This window comes from Nocardioides sp. NPDC058538 (assembly GCF_042719275.1).
GTDB lineage: Bacteria > Actinomycetota > Actinomycetes > Propionibacteriales > Nocardioidaceae > Nocardioides.
On the sequence record NZ_JBHXNY010000028.1, the window covers coordinates 42,961 to 60,153 of the forward strand.

Here is a 17,193-nt window from a genome sequence, read left to right on the forward strand (position 1 = left end):
TGGCCGAGACGTCACGTGATGACGCCTCGGCCGACCTAGCTGACGCCTCGGCCGACCTAGCTGACGCCTCGGCGGGTCAGAGGCGCTCGGCAGGCATCTGGAAGAGGACCTTCTCCGACGGTCGGTCGGAGCCGCCCTCGGGTTCCATGGTGACCATCAGGTCGCCGTCCTCGACCGGGACGGCGACCGACATCTCCTCGTCGAGGACGCCGGCGGACTCCATGCCGGCGTCGGTGTGCCACCAGACCTGGTAGGACATCCCGGCGGGGCGCTCGAGGTCGGCGGTGTCGACCGCGACCATGCGCATCTGGTGGGACATCGCGACCATCAGCTCGCCGTCGGAGGTCTCCTCCTTGTGCATCCGCGCGTCGGGGGCCGACATCACCTCGGCGGCGGTCATCGCGGGCGGGTCGTCATCTCCTACGACCACGCCGACCGTCACGCCGACTCCGATGACCAGGGCCGCGACCGCGGCCAGCACACCCACGAGCCGACGACGGCGCCGCGCCACGGAGACCACGGGCGGGAGCTGCGGAGTCTCCGAGGCCGTACGCACCACGCGGGCGCGCAGCGATGCCGGCGGCGTCTCGGCGACCTGACCGGCGAGCGAGGCGGTCGCCGACCGCAGCGAGTCGACCTCCTCCCGGCAGTCGGGACAGGCAGCCAGGTGCGCCTCGACCTCGGCGTGCTCCTCGTCCGCCAACGAGTTGAGCAGGTAGGCCCCGACCAGGCCGTGCACGTCAGGCGCCATCCTGCACCTCCAGGCAGTCTCGAAGACGGATCAGCCCGTCCCGCATCCGTGACTTCACCGTCGGCAGCGGCCGGCCGAGCATCTCGGCGACCTCGGGATAGGTGAAGCCCTGGTAATAGGCCAGCCGCACGGCCTGGGACTGCAGTGGTGTGAGGGAGTCCAGGCAGCGGCGTACGCCTTCGTGCTCCGACGCCATGACGACAGCGTCCTCCGGGCCGGCGACTTCCACCGGCTCACGCCGGGCGACGTGCTCTTCGCGAGCCCGCGAGGCCTGCGTGGAGCGCACGGTGTCGACCGCGCGACGGTGCGCGATCGTCAGCACCCAGGTCCGGACAGTGCCGCGCGACGGGTCGAACCGGGCCGCCTGGCGCCATATCTCGGTGAACACCTCCTGGGTCACCTCCTCGGCACGTGAGGGGTCGCGCACGACCCGCCGGGCGACACCGAAGACGAGCGGAGACAGGTCGTCGTAGAGCCGGCCGAAGGCATCGAGGTCGCCACCGGCGACCGCGGCGAGCACCGCCGCGGGGTCCAGCTCGTCATCGGGGTCAGGCGGCGACTCGTCGCCCACGACCCGCAGCGCTCGCCGCACGCGCACCCCTTTCGACAAATGAAAGATCTCATCCCGGGTTCGCAGCCGAAGAGTGGGAGGATTGGTCCCATCCGCCCATCGATCGGCCACGAACCCACAGCATGGCATCCCGCATCCTCCCCGGACGTCTCTACGGCCCCCTCGCGGGCATCGCCGCCGGCGTGCTCGGCCTCGGCGTCGCCGAGCTCATCGCCGCCCTGGCCGGTGGCGCCTCTCCCCTGCTCGCGCTCGGCGACCGGGTCATCGACCTGACCCCACGCTGGCTCAAGGAGGCGGCGGTCGCCACCTTCGGCACCGCCGACAAGCCGATCCTGCTCGCTTGCGTCGGGCTGGTCACCCTCGTCCTGCTCGGGGTGGCCGGCGCCTTGGCCGTACGCCGCCCCGCCCTCGGCGCGGGCATGCTGCTGCTCCTCGGGGCCATCGACATCGCCGCCCTGCGGGCCGACCGGGCCGACAACGGCACGATCGGGATCATCGCGCTGCTGATCGGCCTCGCGGTCGGCATCACCGCACTGATCCTCCTCACCCGGCCGCTACGCGACACCGACAGCCCGCCCACCGAGGCCGAGGCCCCCGACGGCTTCGACCGTCGCAGGTTCCTGGTCGCCGCGGCGACGGTGACCGCGGTGGGCGCGGCCGGCGGGGTGGGCGCCAAGGTGGTCACCGGACGCCGGCTCCCGGCGACGAGGGTGGCCATCCCCGCGGCCGTCTCCCCCGCCGCGCCCCTCCCTGCGGGCGCGGAGCTCCGGATCGACGGGCTGACGCCCCACCTGACCCCCGTCGACGACTTCTACCGCATCGACATCGCCCTGCTCACCCCACGCGTCGACGTCGCCGACTACCGGCTCAAGATCCACGGCCTGGTCGACGACCCGGTCGAGCTCACCTACGAGGACCTGCTCGCGATGCCGCTCTACGAGCGCCGCGTGACGATCTGCTGCGTCTCCAACGAGGTCGGCGGCGACCTGATCGGCAACGCGACCTGGACCGGCGTACGCATCCGCGACGTCCTCAAGCGCGCCGGCCTCTCCCCCGACGCCGACGCGGTGAAGTCCACCGGCGCCGACGGCATCACCATCGGCACCCCGCTCGAGGCGCTCACCGACGGCCGCGACGCCCTGCTCGCGATCGCCCAGGACGGTGAGCCCCTGACCCGGGACCACGGGTTCCCCGTCCGCATGGTCGTCCCCGGCCTCTACGGCTACGTCTCGGCGACCAAGTGGCTCACCGAGCTGGAGGTCACCCGCTTCGCCGACTTCCGCGCCTACTGGACCGACCGCGGCTGGTCCGCCGAGGGCCCGATCAAGACCGAGTGCCGCATCGACCTGCCCGGAGACGACGTCATGCCTGGTGAACGCACCATCGCCGGCGTCGCCTGGGCGCAGCACCGGGGTGTGAGCAAGGTCGAGGTACGCATCGACGACGGCCCCTGGCAGCCCGCCACGCTCGCCGCCGAGGACAGCATCGACACCTGGCGCCAGTGGACCTACCGCTGGGACGCGACCGAGGGCGAGCACCGGATCCAGGCGCGGGCCTATGACCGCACCGGCACTCCGCAGACCGCCGACGAGGCGCCGCCCGCTCCCGATGGAGCCACCGGCTACCCCACCCGTACGGTCGAGGTCGGGTGATCAGCCCAGGTCGGGCAGGTCCGTCTCCGGACCGTCCCCGCGCAGCAGCACGGTGAACGCCGGCCGGTCCTCGGAGATCTCCGCGGCACGGTCCTGGAGAACCCGGACGATCTTGTCGAAACCGGCACGATCCGCGTACGCAGCGCACCCCCACGTCTCCCACAGCAGCACCGTGGGCGCGGAGAGGTCGCGCAGCGAGTCCCAGAGCGCGTCGAGGTTGCGACCGAAGTGGGCCGGGAAGCCCAGCGCGGCGCCGATGGCGCCGAGCACCTCGTCCTTGGTCTCGACGACGTCGGCGATCTGCGCCAGCGACCAGCCCGCGCCGGTCACCGACTCGGAGAGGTCGGCCGCGGCCAGCTCGGTGTGCCAGCGATAGACGCCGGGATCGACCTTGCCGGCGAGAAGTGCTGCCAGTCCACTCATCTCCATCACCCCCGGTCGATCCGTGAGAACGACTCGTAGTGGTCCTCGGTGAAGTAGAACTCCCCACCCTCGCCTGTGACGATACGCCGCGCGCCCCGATCATCGGAGCCAGGCGTCGGCACGGTGTATTCGGCGTAGTAGCCCGACGCCTCCTCCGGCAGGATCTGCTCGCGGTTGCCGAAGGTGCTGCCGTCCTTGCCCGGGTAGGGGAACGGGCCGCCGGCGTCGATCAGCTCGAGCGTCTCCACGCCCTCGGGCGGCAGGTCGGACTCCGCGATCCAGGCGAGCCCGCTCTCGGGGTCGGTGCCGGTCTTCCCGCCACCGTCCGCCCCGGAGTCACCTCCGGTGCCGCCTCCGCATCCGGCGACCAGCGCCATCAGGACGGCGATCAGCAGGGCGACCAGGGCAGACTTCGACCTCACGAGGTTCCTCCGAGACGTACGGACCGGTTGTCTAGAGTGCCATGGCCTGGGCCCGGCGCTTGACCTCCGACCCGCGGTTCTCCCGAAGCGCGTCGATCGGGCGGCCGGGAAGGTCGTCGTCGAGGAAGAGCCAGGCGATGATCTCGCGGTCGTCGTAGCGTCCGTCGTGGAGGACGTGCAGCAGTCCGCTCAGACCCTTGACCGGCAGACCGTCCTGGATGAACAGGGCCGGGATGTGCTGGCCCTTCACCCCCGGAGGGACCGCGGCGGCGAGCTCGTGCTCGCGGATCATGGTGCGCACCTTCCCCACGGTCACTCCGAGCAGAGACGCGGCCGTAGCCCAGTCGATCCACTCTTCAACCAGGACACCCAGATCCTGCTCCGCCAACCGCATCTCACTCATGCCGCCACCTCCGTAGCGCACGCGCCAGAGTACGGACGTGGCGGCCTGAGGCCCATGGTCACTCGCTGACGCTCGCTCATAACAATCACATTACCGGCCCGGGTAGCCGGTCCGGAAAGTCGTGAGGGGGACCCGCTGGTCCGTACCATTGCCCGGTCCGGAATACTTCTCCAACCGGAGACAGGAGGATCGCGTGGCTAGTGAGGCGGACCCCCGTGACGACGTCATCGGGCGCCACGGCGGAGGCTCGGCTACCGCATCCGAACCCCTTCTGGGCAAGGTCTTGGGGATGCGTTATCGGATCGTCGAGAAGGTCGCGAAGGGCGGCATGGCGACGGTATACGTGGCCCATGACATGCGGCTGGACCGCATCGTCGCCGTCAAGGTCATGCACCAGGACCTCGACGAGGAGGGCAACTTCGCCGAGCGGTTCGTACGCGAGGGCAGGTCTGCCGCGAAGCTCTCGCACCCCAACGTGGTCGCCGTCTACGACCAGGACGAGGACGACGGCGTCGCCTTCCTCGCGATGGAGTACATCGAGGGACACACCCTCCGCGACACCATCGCCTCACAGGCTCCGCTGGGCGCGGCGAAGGCGCTGGCCTACATCGAGCCGATCCTGAGCGCGATGACCGCGGCCCACGCGGTCGGGATCGTGCACCGCGACATCAAGCCCGAGAACGTGCTGATCACCACGGGTGCAGCCTCGATCTCGCAGCGGGTCAAGGTCGCCGACTTCGGTCTGGCCCGGGTGATGAACAACAACTCCAACGACGCCACCACCGGCAACCTCGTCGGCACCGTCTCCTACCTCGCGCCCGAGCTGGTCACCGAGTCCAGGTCCGGGCCGCGGTCCGACGTCTACGCCGCCGGCGTCGTGCTCTACGAACTGCTCACCGGCCGCAAGCCGCACAGCGGTCCCTCGCCGGTCGAGATCGCCTACAAGCACGTCCACGAAGACGTCCCGCCGCCGTCGAAGGCAGCCCCCGGTATCCCCCGGTACGTCGACGCCCTGGTCGCCCGCGCGACCGCCCGTGATCCCGAGCTGCGCCCGGCCGACGCCGGCGTGCTGCTGCGCATGGTCAACCGGGTCATGGCCACCCTGTCCGCGGGCATCTTCGACGACCCCGACCTCACCGCCGACCTGGCGCTCCCCCGGCCCGGCGCGCCCGAACAGGGCGCCGGTGGCACCGACTCCCCGGCACGGGCTCACGACGAGTCCGGTGCCGAGACGACCGCGGTCCTGCCCGCCCTCGGACTGGGACCGTCCGGACCGTCCGGACCGTCCGGTCCGCCGCCCGGCCGTCCCCCTGGCCCGCCGGGACCGCCGCCTCCGGGCGTCGGACTCCCCGCGGGCGCCCGGCTCTCGCTGAGCGAGCCGGAGGAGAACGTACGCATCGCCCCGACTCCCGCGCAGCCGAAGCAGCGCTGGAGCATGCCCGCGACCTGGACGGGCCCGATCGCCATCGGAGCCGCCGTGGTGGCCGTCGCGCTGGTGGCGGGCGGCCTGTGGTGGTTCATCGACGGCCGCTACGAGCGGGTGCCCTCGGTGGCCGGCCTGAGCAAGGCCGCAGCCACCACGCAGCTGCAGGACGCCGGCTTCGAGGTCTCGGCCAACACCGAGTTCTCCGACACCGTCGAGGAGGGCGTCGTGATCGACTCCGACCCCGGCCGCGACGACAAGGCGCTGCCCGGATCGACGGTCGAGATCAGCGTGAGCAGAGGCATCGAGGAATACTCGGTGCCCAAGGTCAAGGGCATGCTCGCCGACGACGCTCAGGACGAGATCCGCGACAAGGGCCTCGGCATCGGCGACCCGATCGAGAAGTTCAACGACAACGTCCCCGAGGGCCACGTCATCAACTCCCAGCCGCGCCCCGGCACCCTGGTGCGGCCCGGCAAAGCGATCGTGCTCGTGATCAGCAAGGGTCCGGCTCCCGTCGACATCGTCGACTGGACCGGCCGCAGCGCCGAGCGCGCCAAGAAGTCGCTGGAGGCCGACGGCCTGAAGGTCGAGATCCAGGAGGAGGAGAACCAGGAGATCCAGCCCGGCACCGTGCTCAGCCAGAGCCCCAACTCCGGCACCCTCCCCAAGGGCGAGACCGTGACCCTCGTGGTCGCCAAGGGCCCCGCCGCTGTCGCGGTTCCAAACGTCGTCGGCGCAGACAAGGCCACAGCCAGGCAGACTCTCGAGGCCGCCGGATTCAAGGTCAAGGAGGAGCCGGAGGCCGGCATCAACCTCGGCCTCGGCTACGTGACCCGTCAGGAGCCGGCGAGCGGCGAGGCTCCCTACGGCTCCGAGATCACGATCTGGCTGAACTGACCTTGACCACTTCTCGGACCGCCTTTCGCAACCCGATCGGCACCCACGTACAGGTCGGCAAGGGTCTCGTCGCCGGTGCTCTCGCCAACACCGACGCGGTCGGCGGCGAGACCCTTCAGATCTTCGTCGGCAACCCACGCGGCTGGGCGCTCTCGGCAGGGAAACCCGCCGAGGACAAGGCGTTCCGGGCAGAGATCGAACGGCGCGGCATGCGTGCCTTCGTCCACGCCCCCTATCTGGTCAACCTCGGCTCGCCGACCCCGGCCACCTACGAGAGGTCGGCCGCCCTGGTCGCCCACAACCTCCGCCGCGCCGCCGACATCGGCGCCGAAGGGGTCGTCGTCCACACCGGCTCCTTCGTCTCCCCCGACGGGGATGCGACCGAGAAGCACGCCGTCGCGATGAAGCAGGTACGCGAGGCGCTGCTGCCGGTGCTCGACGACATCGAGGCCGAGACCGCGCCGTGGCTGCTGCTGGAGCCGACCGCCGGACAGGGACGCTCGCTCTGCGCGGGCGTCGAGGACCTGCCGGCATACCTGGCGGCCGTCGACTTCCACCCCAAGGCCGGGATCTGCCTGGACACCTGCCATGTCTTCGCCGCCGGCGCCCCGCTGGACGAGCCCGGTGGCGCGACCGCGTGCGTTGACCGGATCGTCGAGATCGGCGGCCCCGGCCGCCTCCGGCTGATCCACGCCAACGACTCCAAGGACGTACGGGGCAAGCACCTCGACCGCCACGAGCAGATCGGCCGCGGCCACATCGGCACGACGGCTTTCGAGGAGCTCTTCGCGCATCCGGCGACCGACGGAGTCCCCTTCATCCTGGAGACTCCCGGCTCTCGCGACGCGGACAACCCCGATATGGCGCTGCTCCGCGATCTGCGGGCGTCGGCCCAAGGTCAAGGCGGGTGACCTCCATGCTTCGCATGGTTACTTCCTCGCTCGGCACGAGCGGACGAGCAAGCTCGCCACTCGGCCTCGCTCCGGTCGTCTACGCTTGGGAACGCACGGGAGTGATCTTCGACGCCATGGGGGTGGCATGACCAGCTGCGCACAGTGTGGACACCGGCTGTCCGATGAGCCGGCGTGCCCGATGTGTGGACTCGAGGTCGCCACGGAGCCCGACCGAGCAGCCGAGGCTGACTCCACCGATGTAGAGGAAAGGACGCCGCCCGTGTCCGCTGCTGAAGCGAAGCCCGAAGCCACCCAGCCCACTGCGAACGATGACGTCACGCCCGATGAGCTCGACGAGCCCAACGAGGCGACCGTGATCCGGAAGCCCGTCTCCTCGACGGCCCCGGAGGCCGTCGAGAACGGGCCCGACGCGGCGCAGACCTCCCTGAGCCTGCCTCGGATCAGTGCCTACGGCGACGACAACGTGCCGGGTCCGGCATCGTCGGCCTCCAACGACGAGCCCACCGAGCGCACTTCGAGGCGCCAGGCGCCGTCCGTCGAGGAGAAGCTCGACACCGATGAGGAGCCCGACGGCACCACCGCGGTCCGTCCGGCGTACGCACCGCCGACCGCCCCGCCACCGACCACGCTCCCGCCGGCACACGAGCCGGCCGCCGCGGAGCAGGCCGTGATCCCGGACCCCGAGCCGTCGCCCGTCCCGGACCCGTCGCCCTTCCCGGAGCCGACGCCGGTCCCGGAACCCGAGCCCGTCCCCGGCCCGGAGCCCGTCCCCGACCCGACCCCGGAGCCTGGCCCCCTTCCCGGGCCCGAGCCCGTTCCTGAGCCCGAGCCGGTCTCCGAGGTCACGGTCGAGGCGGCGTACCAGCCCTTCGTCCAGCCCTCCGGGATGCTCGTCCAGGAGTCGCGCAACGGCCAGGTCCGCCACTGGGCCCCGCCGCAGGAGCAGGAGACTGCGGCCGAGATCTATGAGCCGGCCTACGCGAGCGGCTACGCGGAGGACGCCTACGCGACCGAGGAGGCCGGCGACTGGCAGACCGGCTACGGCTACGTCGCCGAGCAGGAGCCGATCGAGCAGGACTTCGGCGACTACGGCGCCCAGCAGGAGTACGTCTCCTCGCTGATGGCCTCCGAGTCCGAGGACAATCCCTCGACCTGGATCGTGCTGCTGTGGGTGGGCGCGATCTTCATGATCGTGATGCTCGTGCTCGGCATCTGGCTGATGACGCTGTAGCCGCCTAGTGCCCCGCACCTCAATTCCGCACCGCAAGTCGCACGCTGCGCACGCGCCTCGCTGCGTTGGCGCCGCTCGGAAGACGCCCGGTATGCCGTCGCCACGCCGCCTTGCGATGCACGCACGCATCGCACGACTTGCGGCACGGACTTTCGGATTGGGGCACTGATGCCGAGGATCATCGTCGCCGAGATCAGCAGCGACGAGCAGCGCGCCCTTGCGCTCGACGTCTGGCGGGCGGCCAACGCCGCCCGCCGCCGCACCGCAACCGAGGCCCGCATCCGCCGAGTCCGCGAGAAGCTGGACTCCGCCGAGCTGGCGCTCCTCGCCCACTACGGCACCCGCCCGGCGGGCATGCTGGTGGCCGAGACCTACCTCGTCGACGGCGTACCCCTGCCCGGCTACGGCCACATCTCGATGGTCTTCGTCGACCCCGCGGTCTGGGGCTCCCACGTCGGCACCGAGATGATCCGCGACCTCCAGTCACGCGGCTGGGAGGGCCTCAGCGTCTGGACCCGCACCGACAACCGGCGCGCCCAGCGCCTCTACGAGCGCACCGACTTCACCGACACCAACAACCGCAGCATCCTCCACGACGGCGACGAGATCATGCAGCTCGCCTGGGCACGGGACTAGCGGGACCTGAGCATCTCCGCGACCTGGAATGCCATCTCCAGCGACTGGACGCGGTTGAGGCGGGGGTCGACGACGGACTCGTAGCGGTGCACGAGGCCGGCCTCGTCGAGCTCCTCGCCGCCGCCGATGATCTCGGTGACGTCGTCGCCGGTGTTCTCTACGAGGATGCCGCCGGGGACGGTGCCGAGGGCGTGGTGGACGTCGAAGAAGCCCTGGACCTCGTCGAGGACGTCCTCGAAGCGGCGGGTCTTGTAGCCGTTGGAGGTGGAGAAGGTGTTGCCGTGCATCGGGTCGGAGATCCAGGTGACGTTGACGCCTTCGGCGGTGATCTTCTCGACCAGCCCGGGCAGCCCGTCGCGCACCTTCCCCGCGCCGAAGCGGGTGATGAAGGTGAGCCGGCCCTCCTCGTTCTTCGGGTTGAGCTTGGCGGCCAGCGCGAGCGCGTCGTCGGGGGTCGCGGTGGGGCCGAGCTTGCAGCCGATCGGGTTGTTGAGGTGGCGGAAGTATTCGACGTGGGCGCCGTCGAGCTGACGGGTGCGCTCACCGATCCAGACGAAGTGGCCGGAGACGTTGTACGGCGTCTCGGTGCGCGAGTCGATGCGGGTCATCGCGTGCTCGTACTCGAGCAGCAGCGCCTCGTGGGAGGAGTAGAAGTCGACCCGGTGGAACTCCTCCGGGTCGGCGCCGATGGCCTCCATGAACGCGATCGCGCGCTCGATCTCTGCGCCCATCGCCTCGTACTTCGCGCCGACGGGCGAGTTGCGGACGAACTCGGAGTTCCAGGTGTGCACCTGGCGCAGGTCGGCGTAGCCACCGGTGGTGAACGCGCGCACGAGGTTCAGGGTCGAGGAGGAGGCGTGGTAGACGTCCAGCAGCCGCTGCGGGTCGGGGATGCGGGACTCGGCGGTGAACTCGAAGCCGTTGACGGCGTCGCCGCGGTAGGCCGGCAGGGTCACCCCGTCGCGGGTCTCCATGTCGGAGGAGCGCGGCTTGGCGTACTGCCCCGCGAGGCGGCCGATCTTCACGACCGGGACGGAGGCGGCGTACGTCAGGACCACGGCCATCTGCAGCAGCACGCGCAGCTTGTTGCGGGTGTTGTCGGCGGTCGCCTCGGCGAAGACCTCGGCGCAGTCGCCGCCCTGCAGGATGAACGCCTCACCGCGGCCGGCGGCGGCGATCGAGCTCTTGAGCTGGTCGCACTCCCCCGCAAAGACGAGCGGCGGCTGGTTCCTCAGCTTCTCGACCGCCGCGGCCAGCGCGGCCGGGTCGGAATAGGTCGGCTGCTGAAGGGCTCCGATGGCGTGCAGCTGCTCGAGGGAGGGGAAGGCGTCGTTCACGAGCCTCAGAGTACGCGGATCACCCGGTTGTTACGAAGTCATCTCAGAGACGGCAGGGCCGGCGTACGTCCTCGAGAGAACGTACGCCGGCCCTGACCGAATTCACCCGGTTACTTGTCGTCCTCGGGGTTCACGTCCATGTGCTCGATGTCCTGGAAGTGCGGCGGCTCGTCGTCCTTGTTGGCGAACTTGTTGATGAGCCAGGTGATGGCCCACAGGATCACGCCGATGACCATCAGGCCGCCGGCGATCTCGTAGACGATCCCGTCGCGGTCGACCCACGGGCCGGCCAGGTAGATGCACAGGATCGCGGCGATGGGCGGCAGCCACCTCGGCGCGGTGAAGAACACCTTGTCGGTGTCGGCACGTCGGTTGCGCAGGACCACGCAGGCGATGTTGACGATCGCGAAGACGCACAGCAGGAGCAGCGCGGTCGTCGAGCCGAGGTTGGAGACGATGTTGCTGTCCGGGTCGCTGGAGACGTACCAGATCAGGCAGAGCGCCAGCACCGTGGTGAAGATGATGGCGATGTAGGGCGTGCGCCGGCCCGGCAGGACTGCGCCCAGCTGCTTGGGCAGCACCCGCTGCTTGGCCATGCCGTAGACGAGCCGGCTGGCCATCAGCATGTTGATCAGCGCCGTGTTGGCGACGGCGAAGACTGCCAGGAACGGGAACACCTTGTCGATCGGGAAGTCGGGAGCACCCTTGGCGACCACCTCGAGCAGGGCCCGGCCCTCGGACTCACGGATCGTCTCGAGCTCTCCGGGGGACAGGACACTGACGACCGAGACCGCGACCAGGATGTAGAGGAGCGCGGCTGCACCCAGGCCCATGAACATGGTGCGCGGGAAGATCCTCTCCGGCTCCTTGGTCTCCTCGACCATGTTGACCGCGTCCTCGAACCCGACCATCGCGAAGAAGGCCACCGAGGTCGCCGCGGTGACGGCGAAGACCACGCCCATGTTGGAGTAGTCGTCGAAGGAGATCAGCTCGGACATCTCCGCCTTGCCCTGGGCGATCACGTAGAAGCCGACGCCGATCACGATGCACAGCGCGACCATCTCGACCACGGTGAGGATGATGTTGAACTTCACGCTCTCGCCCACGCCACGCAGGTTGATCAGCGCGAGCAGGACCATGAAGCCCAACGCGACCAGCGTGACGACGCCCTCGCTGGGCGCGTCCATCCAGCCGTTGATCTCCAGACCACCGAAGAAGTTCTGCGCCAGCGTGTTGGCCGAGGTCGACGCACTGGTGATGCCCGAGCAGGCGACCGCGAAGGTCACCATGAAGGTGAGGAAGTGGATGCCGAACGCCTTGTGCGTGTAGAGCGCGGCACCGGCGGCGCTGGGATACTTCGTCACCAGCTCGAGGTAGGAGAACGCCGTCATGGTGGCCACCACGAAGGCGAGCAGGAACGGCAGCCACAGGATGCCGCCCACGTAGCCGGCCATGGTCCCGGTGACGGCATAGACGCCGGCTCCCAGGATGTCACCGACGATGAAGAGCAGAAGGAGCCAAGGCCCCATCACTCGCTTCAACTCGGGTGTTTCTTCTTTCGCCAGGGTTGTCATGATGTCCTTCCTGGTCACGTTCGAAACTCAGTTCCGAAATTGGGATGAAGGGATCCCTCAATCAAAGCCCAACCTCGCCGTCAGGTGTACGACAATTCGTCAACACGCCGTAACCGGACGAAATTTCGTGGATAGGGTCACGCCATGACCTTCTCCATCGTCGCCAGAGCAGTTGATCCAGGCACCGGGGAGCCCACCTGGGGTGTGGCCGTCGCTTCGAAGTTCCTCGCCGTCGGATCGGCCGTCCCGGCCGCCGTCGCGGGAGTCGGAGCCATCGCCACCCAGGCCGAGGCCAACGTCGCCTACAAGGGTCTCGCGCTCGCTCACCTCGACGACGGTGCGACCGCTTCGGTCGCCCTCGAGAGGCTGCTGGAGGAGGACGAGCGACGGGACCACCGTCAGGTCGGCATCGTCGACGTCGACGGCAACGCCGCGTCCCACACCGGACCGTCCTGCTTCGCCTGGGCGGGCGGCCGGACCGGCTCCACCGAGAACGGGTCGTACGCGATCCAGGGCAACATCCTCACCGGCCCCGAGGTCGTCGAGGCGATGGAGGCCGCCTGGTTGGCCTCCGCCCCCGAGGAGCCGTTGCAGCACCGGCTGCTGGCGGCCCTGGCCGCGGGCGACGAGGCCGGCGGGGACAGCCGCGGCCGGCAGAGCGCGGCCCTCCTGGTGGTGCGCGAGGAGGCCGGCTACGGCGGCAACGACGACATCGCGGCCGACCTCCGGGTCGACGACCACGCCGCGCCGATCACCGAGCTGAAGCGGCTCCTGGATCTCAGCGACTTCTACCTGACCGCGTCGACCGAGGCCGAGAAGGTGCAGGTCACCCCGGAGATCGAGGCCGAGGTGGAGACGTACGCCGCGGCACAGGGCGACTCGGGCTTCCTCGCCTGGGTCGCCACCGAGAACTACGAGATGCGGGTGGCCGAGGACCTGTCCTGGATCGACCGGCGCATCCTCGACATCGTCAGGACCCCGAAGTGAGTTCGATCCTCGCCATCGACGCCGGCACCACCGGCGTCACGGCCCTGATCGTGACCGAGAAGGGTGAGGTCGCGGCCCGCGGCTATGAGGAGTTCGACCAGCTCTTCCCCAGCCCGGGCCGGGTCGAGCACGTGCCCGAGGGGATCTGGCAGGCGACCCTGGAGGCGTGCCGTACGGTCCTCGCGGCCCACGGCAAGGACGACCTCGTCGGCATCGGGATCACCAACCAGCGCGAGACGGTCGTGCTGTGGGACCGGGAGACGCTGGGGTCGCCCCGGCGGGCGATCGTGTGGCAGGACCGGCGTACGACCGCGATGTGCGCCTCGATGGCCGACCACGACGCCCGCGTCCGGGAGCTGACCGGGCTCCGCCTGGACCCCTACTTCAGCGCGACGAAGCTGGCCTGGATCCGTGAGAACGAGCCGCACACCTGGGCGCACGTGGAGTCGGGGCGCTACGCGATCGGCACCGTCGACTCCTACCTCATCGCCCGGATGACCCGCGGCATGCACCACGTCTCCGACGTCTCGAACGCGTCACGGACCCTGCTGTTCGACATCGGCGCCAACGACTGGTCCGACGAGCTGTGCGATCTCTTCGGGGTGCCGCGCGACGCGCTTCCGGAGATCGGTCCCAACTGGGGCGAGGGCGTGGTCACCGACCCGCGCTCCTTCCTGGATCTCTCGCTGCCGATCGCCGGGGTGGCCGGGGACCAGCAAGCGGCCCTGTTCGGGCAGGCCGCGTTCGAGGTGGGCGACTCCAAGTGCACCTACGGCACCGGCTCGTTCGTGCTGACCAACACCGGCACCACCCCGCAGCGGTCGGACTCCGGGCTGCTCACCTCCCCGGGCTGGATGTCACCCTCCGGAGAGGTCACCTACGTCCTGGAGGGCTCTATCTTCGTGACCGGCGCCGCGGTGCAGTGGCTGCGCGACGGCCTGCAGATCATCGGCTCGGCCGCGGAGACCGAGGCCCTGGCGCACACCGTCACCTCGTCCGACGGCGTCGTGTTCGTGCCCGCCCTGACCGGCCTCGGCGCGCCCCACTGGGACCCCGACGCCCGCGGCACGATCATCGGCATCACCCGCGGCACCACCCGCGCCCACATCGTGCGGGCGACCCTGGAGGCGATCACCTTCGAGGTACGCGACGTGATGGCCACCATGCCAACGCCCGTCGCCTCGCTCAACGTCGACGGCGGCGCGGCCGCCAACAACCTGCTGTGCCAGCTCCAGGCAGACCAGCTCGGCGTCGACGTCTCCCGCCCCCGCTACGTCGAGACCACGGGTCTCGGCGCGGCCTTCCTCGCGGGCCTCGGGGTCGGCGTGTGGTCCTCGTTCGACGAGATCCGCGAGACCTGGGCCCTGGACCGCACCTTCTCCCCCGACGCGTCGCGCCGCGATGCGGCCGATGAGGCGTACGCCTCCTGGACCAGGGCCGTCGAGCGCTCCCGACATTGGGCATGAGCACACCGCGACGGGTGCCCTGGTGGGGCTGGGCGCTCGTGGCGGGTGCCGTGTTCGTCGTCCTCGTGCTGGTCGTTCTCGTCGGGCTGGTCGCCTGGGTGGGCACGGACCTCGATGAGTCCGCGGAGGCGGAGCCGATCGACTGCGTCGAGCTCGCCCAGGCCGTCGGCGTGCCGGACCTGCCGGCCGGGAGCGCGGCCGCGACCTGCACCTATGTCGGGTTCCAGGACTGGCAGATGGAGGGCACCATGACGGTCCCGCGTTCCGATCTCGACACCTGGCTCGCGCAGGTTCCCGGCTCCCCCGTGCTGGGCGAGGCCGGCTGCACGGACGCGGTCGCCTGCGTCCAGGTCGACCTCACCCAGGTCGGCGTGGAGGTCGACGCCCACTACCTCCACGTCGCCGTCCTCGGCGAGCACGACGGCGTCGCCGAGGTTCGCATGTCAGCCTTCACGACCTGACCCCCTTCGACTCTGACAGGAAGCACACGTTGACCCGGATCCTGCATCTCTCCGACACCCATGTCACCGCGACCGGCGCCGACATGGACGGTGTCGACGCCGTCGCAGCTCTCGAGGGCATCCTGCACGACGCCCGCCACGTGCCCGGCCTGGACGCCGTCGTGGTCAGCGGCGACATCGCCGACGACGGCTCGGCCGCCGGCTGCCGCTCCGTCATGGAGCGGGTGGGCGCGTTCGCGGCCGAGCGCGGCATCCCGCACCTCTACTCGACGGGCAACCACGATGCCCGCGGCCCGTTCCGCGAGGTGCTCGGCAGCGGGCATCGCGATCCCGACGGGAGCGACCGCGGCCGGCTGCTGGACCCGGACTCGGACCTGTGCGCGGCGGTCAGCTACCTGGGCGAGCTCAGGGTCATCACCATCGACAGCCTGGTCCCGGGCAAGACCCATGGCTTCCTGGACGAGCACCAGCTGGCCCGCCTCACGAACGAGCTGGCCACCCCGACGCGAGACGGAACGGTCCTGGTGCTCCACCATCCGCCCCTCCACCTCGCCTCGGTGCCGTACGTCGCTGACGTCGTCCTCCACAACATCTCCGCCCTCGGCCGCGTGATCCGTAGCAGTGACGTACGCGCGATCCTCACCGGACACCTGCACTTCCAGGTCAGCGGCTTCCTCGCCGGCGTACCCGTCTGGGTGACGCCCGGCGTCGTCACCCGCATCGACACCACCGCTCCCCCGCATCTCGTACGCGGCGTGCTCGGTGCCGGCGCTTCCGTCGTCGACCTCGCCGACCCCGCCTCCCCCACCTTCCACGTGCTCTCCGCCCGCGACCCCCGCGCGGGCGAGCAGGTCTACCTCTACGACCCCGCCTCCGGAGAGGACGTCGCAGAGGAGGGGTGAAACCTGATGCTGAACGTGGTCGACCAGATCCCACGCCCGCGAACGGCAGGGCGACCGCGCTCCGATCGGTTGAAGGCGGAGGGGAAACCCACCGCGCGGCGAGAGTCCTAGGCGACGCCGGGTGGTGACCGGGCCCGGCGCAGCACTCTCACGCGGCGAGGTCGTAGTCCAGTAGTACGTCGCGCAGCACGAACTCTGCCGGCGACAGTGGTGGTGGATCCGGTTTCCAGGTGTCTGGTGGTGGGCTGGTGTAGGTGTGCCCGGTGGGTGTGATGGTGATGATGCTGCCGTCGGGTCCTGGTCTGGCCCGCCAGCCGAGAGCTTCCTTGGCCTGATTGCACCTTTCACAGAGACCCTGCAGGTTCTCCGCACTGGTCGCACCCCCATCTGCGTGGCGCTCGACGTGGTCGATGTTCCGGATCGGCGCATCACAGCCGTTGGTCCGGCAGATCCCTCCGTCACGCGTGGTGATGAACTCCGCGAGCCCCTCGGGTGCTTTGCGGGAGCGGGATTCCATGGCGACCAGTTGCCCGGCGGGGTCGGTGAACAGGCGGCGGACGAAGACCTCGGCATCGGCGAGTGCTTCCCGGGCCCAGGCCGAGGGGACGGGCCCGTAGCCCTCCACCAGTGCGGGTTGATCGGCGTCGTTGGTGAGCGAGTCGGCGGTCATCACGATCTTGACCTCGATCCGAGGCTTGCCGCCAATCTCAGCGCGGCCGGTGACTCGGTCGACGAGGGTGTCGGCCATGACCTGGCCCCGGGTGCGCTCGTCCCCGGCGGCCGCAGCCGCCTTGGCCGCCTGGTCGAGCGCGGCGAAGACGGCGACGCCGTCCTTGACCGGGAGGAGTGCACCGAGCCAGGTCATCGTGTCGGGGGCTGGCCGCAGGCTGACGCGGCGGTCTTTCTCGGCGTTGGCGGCGCGGGCCACGACGGATGTCTGGTCGAGGGTGATGGCGAGTTTCTTGGCGGCGTTCTCGAGCTGCCGCAGGCCCATCGACACGGCTTTGGCGGGCTGCGCGTCCGGGCCGGTGGCGCAGAGTTCGTAGTCGATGACCTTGCGGTCATCGAGTGAGAGACACGCGGTCTCGCGGGCCAGGATGGTGGCCTGCCACTGGGAGAACAGCCCGGCCTTCATCAACG

Annotated in this window: 17 protein-coding genes; 9 read left to right on the plus strand and 8 right to left on the minus strand. The window is 70.1% G+C overall.

The genetic code is table 11. The features are described 5' to 3' along the window. Positions 1 to 76 precede the first annotated feature (76 nt). Together ACFWQC_RS21495 and sigK are read right to left on the minus strand one after the other, a co-directional pair. Positions 77 to 751 carry an anti-sigma factor domain-containing protein gene (locus tag ACFWQC_RS21495; protein ID WP_378682598.1) on the minus strand — a complete coding sequence of 225 codons (675 nt, stop codon included), beginning with the start codon at positions 749 to 751 and terminating at the stop codon, positions 77 to 79. Continuing rightward, on the minus strand, positions 741 to 1,343 hold the full coding sequence (gene sigK / locus ACFWQC_RS21500) for an ECF RNA polymerase sigma factor SigK (protein ID WP_378682601.1): 603 nt from the start codon (positions 1,341 to 1,343) through the stop codon (positions 741 to 743). The genes ACFWQC_RS21495 and sigK overlap by 11 nt, the downstream gene beginning before the upstream one ends. A gap of 101 nt (positions 1,344 to 1,444) precedes the next feature. On the opposite strand from sigK, the gene ACFWQC_RS21505 reads away from it, so the two are divergent. Continuing rightward, positions 1,445 to 2,974 carry a molybdopterin-dependent oxidoreductase gene (locus tag ACFWQC_RS21505; protein ID WP_378682604.1) on the plus strand — a complete coding sequence of 510 codons (1,530 nt, stop codon included), beginning with the start codon at positions 1,445 to 1,447 and terminating at the stop codon, positions 2,972 to 2,974. Here the strand turns inward: ACFWQC_RS21505 and ACFWQC_RS21510 are convergent, their stop codons facing one another. From ACFWQC_RS21510 to ACFWQC_RS21520, 3 genes are read right to left on the minus strand one after another with little or no spacing between them, the layout of a single operon-like run. Beyond that, positions 2,975 to 3,397 (minus strand): barstar family protein, encoded by a 423-nt coding sequence (locus ACFWQC_RS21510; protein WP_378682607.1) that lies wholly within the window; start codon positions 3,395 to 3,397, stop codon positions 2,975 to 2,977. A gap of 5 nt (positions 3,398 to 3,402) precedes the next feature. Beyond that, the gene (locus ACFWQC_RS21515; protein WP_378682609.1) at positions 3,403 to 3,819 is read right to left on the minus strand and encodes a ribonuclease domain-containing protein; all 417 of its coding nucleotides are present in this window, start codon (positions 3,817 to 3,819) and stop codon (positions 3,403 to 3,405) included. A gap of 31 nt (positions 3,820 to 3,850) precedes the next feature. After that, positions 3,851 to 4,222, minus strand: coding sequence for an Rv2175c family DNA-binding protein (locus ACFWQC_RS21520; RefSeq protein ID WP_378682612.1), 372 nt, complete (start codon positions 4,220 to 4,222; stop codon positions 3,851 to 3,853). A 193-nt stretch (positions 4,223 to 4,415) separates the two neighbouring features. Here ACFWQC_RS21520 and pknB point away from each other — a divergent pair, with 193 nt between their 5' ends. The 4 genes from pknB (at position 4,416) to ACFWQC_RS21540 (ending at position 9,326) form a co-directional block, all read left to right on the plus strand. After that, a complete protein-coding gene (gene pknB, locus ACFWQC_RS21525) occupies positions 4,416 to 6,545 on the plus strand; it encodes a Stk1 family PASTA domain-containing Ser/Thr kinase (protein WP_378682614.1) in 2,130 nt (709 codons plus the stop codon). Between the two features lie 2 nt (positions 6,546 to 6,547). Next, positions 6,548 to 7,456 carry a deoxyribonuclease IV gene (locus ACFWQC_RS21530; protein ID WP_378682617.1) on the plus strand — a complete coding sequence of 303 codons (909 nt, stop codon included), beginning with the start codon at positions 6,548 to 6,550 and terminating at the stop codon, positions 7,454 to 7,456. A 262-nt stretch (positions 7,457 to 7,718) separates the two neighbouring features. After that, positions 7,719 to 8,690, plus strand: coding sequence for a hypothetical protein (locus ACFWQC_RS21535; RefSeq protein WP_378682620.1), 972 nt, complete (start codon positions 7,719 to 7,721; stop codon positions 8,688 to 8,690). A 168-nt stretch (positions 8,691 to 8,858) separates the two neighbouring features. Further along, positions 8,859 to 9,326, plus strand: a complete 468-nt coding sequence (locus ACFWQC_RS21540) for a GNAT family N-acetyltransferase (RefSeq protein WP_378682623.1) — start codon at positions 8,859 to 8,861, stop codon at positions 9,324 to 9,326. Here ACFWQC_RS21540 and ACFWQC_RS21545 read toward each other — a convergent pair. Continuing rightward, positions 9,323 to 10,663, minus strand: a complete 1,341-nt coding sequence (locus ACFWQC_RS21545; protein WP_378682626.1) for a class II 3-deoxy-7-phosphoheptulonate synthase — start codon at positions 10,661 to 10,663, stop codon at positions 9,323 to 9,325. The two genes, ACFWQC_RS21540 and ACFWQC_RS21545, sit on opposite strands and share 4 nt — an antisense overlap. 110 nt (positions 10,664 to 10,773) lie before the next feature. Beyond that, positions 10,774 to 12,192: an APC family permease gene (locus tag ACFWQC_RS21550; protein WP_378682629.1), complete on the minus strand. Its 1,419-nt coding sequence runs from the start codon at positions 12,190 to 12,192 to the stop codon at positions 10,774 to 10,776. Between the two features lie 189 nt (positions 12,193 to 12,381). On the opposite strand from ACFWQC_RS21550, the gene ACFWQC_RS21555 reads away from it, so the two are divergent. From ACFWQC_RS21555 to ACFWQC_RS21570, 4 genes are read left to right on the plus strand one after another with little or no spacing between them, the layout of a single operon-like run. Continuing rightward, entirely contained in the window at positions 12,382 to 13,224 is an 843-nt protein-coding gene (locus ACFWQC_RS21555) for a DUF1028 domain-containing protein (protein ID WP_378682632.1), read from the plus strand. After that, on the plus strand, positions 13,221 to 14,690 hold the full coding sequence (locus tag ACFWQC_RS21560; protein WP_378682635.1) for an FGGY family carbohydrate kinase: 1,470 nt from the start codon (positions 13,221 to 13,223) through the stop codon (positions 14,688 to 14,690). Before ACFWQC_RS21555 ends, ACFWQC_RS21560 begins: the two co-directional genes overlap by 4 nt. Continuing rightward, positions 14,687 to 15,151 (plus strand): hypothetical protein, encoded by a 465-nt coding sequence (locus ACFWQC_RS21565; RefSeq protein WP_378682638.1) that lies wholly within the window; start codon positions 14,687 to 14,689, stop codon positions 15,149 to 15,151. The genes ACFWQC_RS21560 and ACFWQC_RS21565 overlap by 4 nt, the downstream gene beginning before the upstream one ends. Before the next feature lie 29 nt (positions 15,152 to 15,180). Further along, positions 15,181 to 16,053, plus strand: coding sequence for a metallophosphoesterase (locus ACFWQC_RS21570; protein ID WP_378682641.1), 873 nt, complete (start codon positions 15,181 to 15,183; stop codon positions 16,051 to 16,053). A 148-nt stretch (positions 16,054 to 16,201) separates the two neighbouring features. Here ACFWQC_RS21570 and ACFWQC_RS21575 read toward each other — a convergent pair. Continuing rightward, a partial coding sequence (locus ACFWQC_RS21575; protein WP_378682644.1) for a DUF222 domain-containing protein occupies positions 16,202 to 17,193 on the minus strand: 992 nt, incomplete at its 5' end.

What these genes read in the sequence shown, in the direction of transcription:
- ACFWQC_RS21565 (WP_378682638.1), top strand. Translation starts at nt 14,687, where the DNA reads ATGAGCACACCGCGACGGGTGCCCTGGTGGGGCTGGGCGCTCGTGGCG.
- ACFWQC_RS21555 (WP_378682632.1), top strand. Translation starts at nt 12,382, where the DNA reads ATGACCTTCTCCATCGTCGCCAGAGCAGTTGATCCAGGCACCGGGGAG.
- ACFWQC_RS21520 (WP_378682612.1), bottom strand. Translation starts at nt 4,222, where the DNA reads ATGAGTGAGATGCGGTTGGCGGAGCAGGATCTGGGTGTCCTGGTTGAA.
- ACFWQC_RS21505 (WP_378682604.1), top strand. Translation starts at nt 1,445, where the DNA reads ATGGCATCCCGCATCCTCCCCGGACGTCTCTACGGCCCCCTCGCGGGC.
- ACFWQC_RS21495 (WP_378682598.1), bottom strand. Translation starts at nt 751, where the DNA reads ATGGCGCCTGACGTGCACGGCCTGGTCGGGGCCTACCTGCTCAACTCG.
- ACFWQC_RS21540 (WP_378682623.1), top strand. Translation starts at nt 8,859, where the DNA reads ATGCCGAGGATCATCGTCGCCGAGATCAGCAGCGACGAGCAGCGCGCC.
- ACFWQC_RS21550 (WP_378682629.1), bottom strand. Translation starts at nt 12,192, where the DNA reads ATGGGGCCTTGGCTCCTTCTGCTCTTCATCGTCGGTGACATCCTGGGA.
- ACFWQC_RS21510 (WP_378682607.1), bottom strand. Translation starts at nt 3,397, where the DNA reads ATGAGTGGACTGGCAGCACTTCTCGCCGGCAAGGTCGATCCCGGCGTC.